The organism is Kitasatospora sp. NPDC047058 (genome assembly GCF_040643935.1).
In the GTDB taxonomy this organism is placed as follows: Bacteria; Actinomycetota; Actinomycetes; order Streptomycetales; family Streptomycetaceae; genus Kitasatospora.
The window spans coordinates 1-5,571 of sequence record NZ_JBEYVJ010000422.1 but is presented as its reverse complement, the minus strand read 5'-3'; the positions used below and the strand labels follow the sequence as shown (position 1 = coordinate 5,571).

Sequence of the window (5,571 nt, the reverse complement as noted above, 5' to 3'; positions counted from 1 at the left end):
CCCGCGCGCCGGGGCTCGCGCCCAAGGACCGGAAGACGGCTGAAGACTGCTGAGGCCAAGGGGGCCAACGCCTCCGTCCGGTGCGGCGGCCGCCCGGCCGAATCGAAATCGGGCTGTTCGGCCCGGGCTCGCCCGGAACCGCCGGGGTTGAACGGTGCGATCGAACAGCGGCAGGATCCACGCCATGAGCCACCCCTGGAAGACGATCAAATCCCTTGCAGAGCAAGCGAGTTCACCTATCGCGGCGTCGCCGGCCGGTCTCCGGCGGGACCGCCTGCAGCGCCCGGCCGGGCGGTCACGCAGCGGGGAGGCCGTCGCTTGAACACTCCGACCGGGACGAACACCGGTAGCGCCGACACCGCCGACCTCGCCGACGTCCCCGGCGCCGACGACATTGCCGACACCGCCGACACTGCCGACACCGCCGACGAGATCGCCGACACCGACGACACCGACGACTCCGCGATGATGGAGTGGCAGCCCCCGGGCAGCGACGCCGAGATCATCGACGGCACCAAGAACACCCTGCGGGCCACCGCCCGTGCCCTGCCCCGGCTGCTGGTCCTGGCGCTGCGCCTCGGCCGGCAGGCCGACCGGCCCGCCCTGGTCGTGCTCCTGGCCTGCGCGGTCGCCTCGGCGGCGGCCTCCGGGTTCGGCCTGCTGGCCACCACGGGCATGATCACCCAACTGGTGGCCGGCACCGGCACCATCGCCGACCGGCTGGCCCGCTCGATCCCGTCCGTGACGTTCCTCGCGGCGATGGCCGGGACGGCCGCCCTCCTGCGTATCGCGAGCGAGTGGGCCGCCGACCGGATCGGCCCGAAGATCGCCCGGGCCGCCGAGCTGGAGCTGATCGACGCGGCCACCCGAGCCGAGCTCGCCGCCTACGACAACCCGAAGTTCCAGGCGGCCTGGGACGCCGGCGACCGGGGTGCGAGCGCCACCCGCGACCTGCTCTCACAGACCCGCGACGTCATCGGCTACACCGCCGGCCTCGTCGCGGCCGGCCTGGTGATCGGGACCATCCACCCGGTGCTGCTCCCGCTGCTCGTCCTCGCGGTGATCCCGCAGGCCATGGCGCGCACGGCGGCGGCCAACGCCTTCTACCGGGCGGTGATGTCCACGTTCGGGGCGGCCCGGGCGGCCAGTGTCCTGCGCTGGCACCTGTGCGACCGCCGCTGCGCCGCCGAGGTCCGCTCCAACACCATCTCCCCGTTCCTGCTGCGGATCCACCGCAGGGCCGCGGCCAAGGTCACCGACGCCACCGACGAGGCCGCCCGGCGCAGTGCGGTGCTCGGCCTGTACGGCGCCGTCGCGTCCGGCGTGGGCGCGTTCCTGGTCTGGGGCGGCCTCGGCTGGCTCCTCGCCAACGGTCACGTCTCGCTGGCCTCGGCCGGTACGGCGGTCATCGCGCTGCGTTCCGCCGCCGGCGACCTCCACACCGCCGCGAACTACAGCGCCGCCGTCCACCGCACCGGCCTGTACGTCGGGGACTGGCAGAAGTTCATCGCGATGGCCCGGGCGCAGCGCCTCGACCGCGGTGCCCTCGCGCCGCCGGCCGCGACGGCGGTGATCGAGGCGCGGGGTGTCACCTTCACCTACCCGGGCTCGGACCGGCCGGCGCTCCAGGGGGTGGACTTCCGCGTCCACCGGGGTGAGATCGTGGCCGTGGTCGGCGTGAACGGGGCGGCGAAGTCCACGCTGATGAAGCTGCTGTGCGGCCTCACCCTCCCGGGCGGCGGGGAGGTGACCTGGTCCGGCGTCTCCACCCGCGACATGGACCCGGACCTGCTGTGGCGGGAGACGGCGCTCGTCCAACAGGACTTCACGCACTGGCCACTGACGGTACGACAGAACATCACCCTGGGGCAGCCCCGCGAGCGTGGCGACACCGCGGTGCTGGAGGCGGCCGCCGCCACCGGCGCCGACGAGGTGATCGGCGAACTGCCCGGCGGCCTGGACGCCCTGCTGGCCAAGGAGTTCTGGGGCGGGGCGGAGATCAGCGAGGGACAGTGGCAGCGGGTGGTCACCGCCGCCGCCTTCCACCGGGCGCGGACCGGCACGCTGCTGATCCTCGACGAGCCGACCAGTGCGATGGACCCGCGGGCCGAGCACCGGATCTTCACCGGCCTCGGGGAGATCGCGAAGACCTGCGCCACGGTGCTGGTCACCCACAACCTGGAGAACACCAAGGTGGCGCACCGGATCGTGGTGCTCGACCACGGCCGGGTCATCCAGGAGGGGACGTTCGAGCAACTGACCGCGGCACCCGGGATGTTCGCCGATCTGCGGGCCCTGCAGCACGACCGCGGCCCGGGCGTCCCCGCCCAGCGCGCGGACACCACCGAGCCCGCGTAGGCCCGGACGGGCGGAACCCCGAGGGCGGCCGATCCCGCTCCTCGGGGCTGCCGCCGAACGGCGAGTGGCTCGTGCCCCCGGGCCGGCGCCCGGGTCCACGGGCGGATCGTTCTCGTTGCAGCCTGCCGGAGCAGCTCCCCCCGGGGCCGGGAGACCGGCAGTCGCACCGGTCCTGGCGGCCTGATGCGCGGTGTCCTCGCAATGCCACCTACCCCTGGACCCCCGGTCATGGGACGGTGGTCCTCGCCGCCATGGCTGTGGAGGGGGAACCAACCGATGGCCTTGTGGGACCAGCTGCCGGCTCTGGCCGGTGTCGTCGTCGGAGCCGTCGGCTCGTACCTCGCGGCAAGCCTCACGGAGCGGAGCCGATGGCGACGGGCGAGAGCCGAGCGGTGGGACGAGAAGCGGTTCCACACCTACATGACCTATGCGAACACCTTGAAGGCCCAGCTTCGCATCGCACAGCGCATCGGGGCGGCGAGGGGCTTCGAGAACGTCGCAGATCCTCTGGAACCGGATGAGGGTCTGTCGCGGCTTGCCGAGGCCGAGTCCCGACGTGCCTCCGAGTGGGAGGCGGTCCTGCTGGTGGGGGATGCCCAAACCATCGGTGCGGCTCGTGCGTGGCACGAAGCCGTGTGGAACCTCGAGTTGTACGCGCGGGGACTGCGGACGGATCCTGCCGGGTGGTCGCGGGCGGAACGGCAGATCAGCCAGGCCCGGGACGCGTTCTACGCATGTGCGCGGCGTGATCTCGGGATCGTGGGGCCGCCTCCGCCATCCGGCGGGTGGCCTCGGGCGTGGCAGCAGCAGGAGTCACCTGACCGCCCTGTGCGCGAAGTCCCCTGAGCCGTCCCGGGTGAAGCGGGTCACGGTGCCGGGCTGCCGCGGCCGCCGCCGTCCCCCAGCCCGGGCGCTCCGCCGGCCGGGAGAACAGCGGCGGGCGGTCAGCTGCCGTGCTCCCGGAGGAAGGCGCCCATGTAGGCCGCGGCCTCCTCCCTGGTGCCGTACCGGGTGCCGCCGCCCGCCGTGCCGTGCGATCCGTCGGCGCCCTTGCCCGTCCACGTCCAGCCTCCGGAAGAAGGGTCCTGCGTCAGGAGGGCCTCCCCGCCGAACAGGTGGAGGGCGACCGGCTCCGCGGCCCAGCAGGTCCTCTTCTGGGGCTCCGGCTCCACGGCCGGCCGGCGCTCGCTCTGGGTGCGCAACCAGGCCGCAAGCGGCCCGGAACACCTCCCCGGTTAGGCCGTCCGGGACCGTCACCGGCCGGCCCTCCGAGGCCACCAGGAGGTGGGCGAGCGCCCGGCCGGCCGCTGCCTCCCACTGCGGGCTCCACGACCACCGGGGGTCCGACTCCGTCGACGACCCCCAGCCGGTGGCCGGCTCGAAGGGAGGCATGCTCCTGCCCTCCGCCATCGGGAGCGGTGCGGCTACGGCCCCGCCGCCGTGGATGCGGCGTATGGCGTCCGGCGCGAGCCGCGCCGCCTGCCAGAACGAGCAGTCGTCGATCCGGGTCGCCACCAGCAGCCCGCACGCCGCGCAGGCCGTGTCGGGGCCGTCGGTGGCAGTACCTGTCCCGTTCCGGGGGCTGCTCCCGCGGCTACCAGGGGACGGCTACCAGGGGACGACCTGCCCCTGGTGGTCGACGAAGTGGAGGCCGGGCTTTCCCCGGTGCTGCTCGATCGTCTCCGCGACGCCGGGAATGCTCTCCTCCACGCTGAGGTCGGCATCGGGGCCGCCGAGTTCGGTGCGCACCCAGCCCGGGTCCATCAGCAGCAGGGTCCGGGTGCCGGTGGCGTGACGGGCGGCGTAGCAGCGCATCAGCTGGTTCAGCGCGGACTTGCTGGCCCGGTACAGGTCCTGTCCGCCGTCGGTGTTCAGTGTGATGCTGCCCTGGTCGGAGGACATGACGCCGATGGTGCCGGCCGGCGCGACGAGCGGGCCGAGGACCTCCACGACGCGCATCGGGCCGAGCGCGTTGGTCACCATGACCTCGGTGAACATACCGGTCGGGACCTCGCCGATCGGCAGGTCGCCGCGGGTGATGGCCGCGTTGACGAAGAGCAGGTCGAGGCTGCGCGGGGCCAGCCGCTCGCCCAGTGCCGCGATCTGCTGCGGGTCGGTCATCTCCAGGGTTTCGACGGTCAGCCGTCCGGCGGAGGCGTCGGCCAGGTCGTGCAGGCCGGTGCGCCGGCCGCCGCGGACGGTGCCGATGACGTCCCAGCCCCGGCGCAGGTACTCGGCGGCGAGGCCGAGGCCCAGGGTCCGGGAGGCGCCGATGACGAGGGCGGTCTTGCGGATTTCGGTCATGAGCCGAGTCTCCGGGCGGTCCGTCCGGGCGTCCAATACCCTTCCGGGCACATTGATACCGTGGGGGCATGGATCTGGACCTGCGCAAGCTCCGCTACTTCACCGCGGTGGCCGAGCACCGGCAATTCGGCCGGGCCGCCCAGGAGTTGTTCATCACGCAGCCGGTCCTCAGCCGGCAGATCCGGGCGTTCGAGCAGGAACTGGGCTGCGCGCTGTTCACCCGCACCACGCGCAGTGTCGAACTCACTCCGGCGGGGCGCCAGTTGTACGAGGAGGCGCGGCGGATCGGCACGGTGGTGGACACCGCCGTGCGGCGCGTCCAGGAGGCCGCGCGGGGCGAGCAGCACCTCGTCGTCGCCTTCTCGCCCGGCCTGCACGTGTCCGAGGCGATCCGGGCGTTCACCGCGCGCCGTCCGGAGGTCGCGATAGACGTCCTCCCGCTGCGCTGGTGGGAGCAGGACGCGCCGCTGCGCGACGGCCGCGCGCACGTCGGCCACCTGCGGCGCCCCTTCGACGACACGGGGCTGCGCACCGTCCCCGTCGGCCGGGAGTCCAAGGTCGCCTGTCTGCCGGTGACGCACCGCCTGGCCGGCCGGGAGAGCCTCACCTCCGCCGACCTCGACGGCGAGCCCGTCCTCGACGCCCGGACCAGGCGGACCTCCTCACTGGACGAGAAGTTCGAACTCATCGCCTCCGGGCAGGGCATCGCCCTCGTCCCGCTCAGCATCGCCGGCTCCTACACCCGCCCTGGCCTGGTCTACCTGCCCGTCACCGACTTCCCGCCCGTCGAGACCTGCCTGGCGGTGCCGGAGAACGACTGCACGGACCGCGCAGCGGAGTTCCTCGCCGTCGCCACCACCGCGCTGCGCCGTGCCGCGCCGGCGGTCGCGTCGGCCGCCCCGCCGTGAG

The 5,571-nt window shown here is 73.6% G+C and carries 5 protein-coding genes; 3 read left to right on the top strand and 2 right to left on the bottom strand.

Going from position 1 to position 5,571, the window contains the following annotated elements:
* Positions 1-318 precede the first annotated feature (318 nt).
* Positions 319-2,358: an ABC transporter ATP-binding protein gene (locus ABZ885_RS34480; RefSeq protein WP_360197687.1), complete on the top strand. Its 2,040-nt coding sequence runs from the start codon at positions 319-321 to the stop codon at positions 2,356-2,358.
* 276 nt (positions 2,359-2,634) lie between these two features.
* Positions 2,635-3,204, top strand: a complete 570-nt coding sequence (locus ABZ885_RS34475; protein ID WP_360197684.1) for a hypothetical protein — start codon at positions 2,635-2,637, stop codon at positions 3,202-3,204.
* Positions 3,205-3,302: 98 nt separating this feature from the next.
* On the opposite strand, the gene ABZ885_RS34470 is transcribed toward ABZ885_RS34475, so the two are convergent.
* Together ABZ885_RS34470 and ABZ885_RS34465 are read right to left on the bottom strand one after the other, a co-directional pair.
* Positions 3,303-3,560 carry a hypothetical protein gene (locus ABZ885_RS34470; protein ID WP_360197681.1) on the bottom strand — a complete coding sequence of 86 codons (258 nt, stop codon included), beginning with the start codon at positions 3,558-3,560 and terminating at the stop codon, positions 3,303-3,305.
* A gap of 406 nt (positions 3,561-3,966) precedes the next feature.
* Complete coding sequence (locus ABZ885_RS34465; RefSeq protein WP_360197678.1) at positions 3,967-4,662, bottom strand: SDR family NAD(P)-dependent oxidoreductase; 696 nt, start codon at positions 4,660-4,662, stop codon at positions 3,967-3,969.
* A gap of 68 nt (positions 4,663-4,730) precedes the next feature.
* Here ABZ885_RS34465 and ABZ885_RS34460 point away from each other — a divergent pair, with 68 nt between their 5' ends.
* Positions 4,731-5,570, top strand: a complete 840-nt coding sequence (locus ABZ885_RS34460; RefSeq protein WP_360197675.1) for a LysR family transcriptional regulator — start codon at positions 4,731-4,733, stop codon at positions 5,568-5,570.
* The last annotated feature ends 1 nt before the right edge of the window (position 5,571 follow it).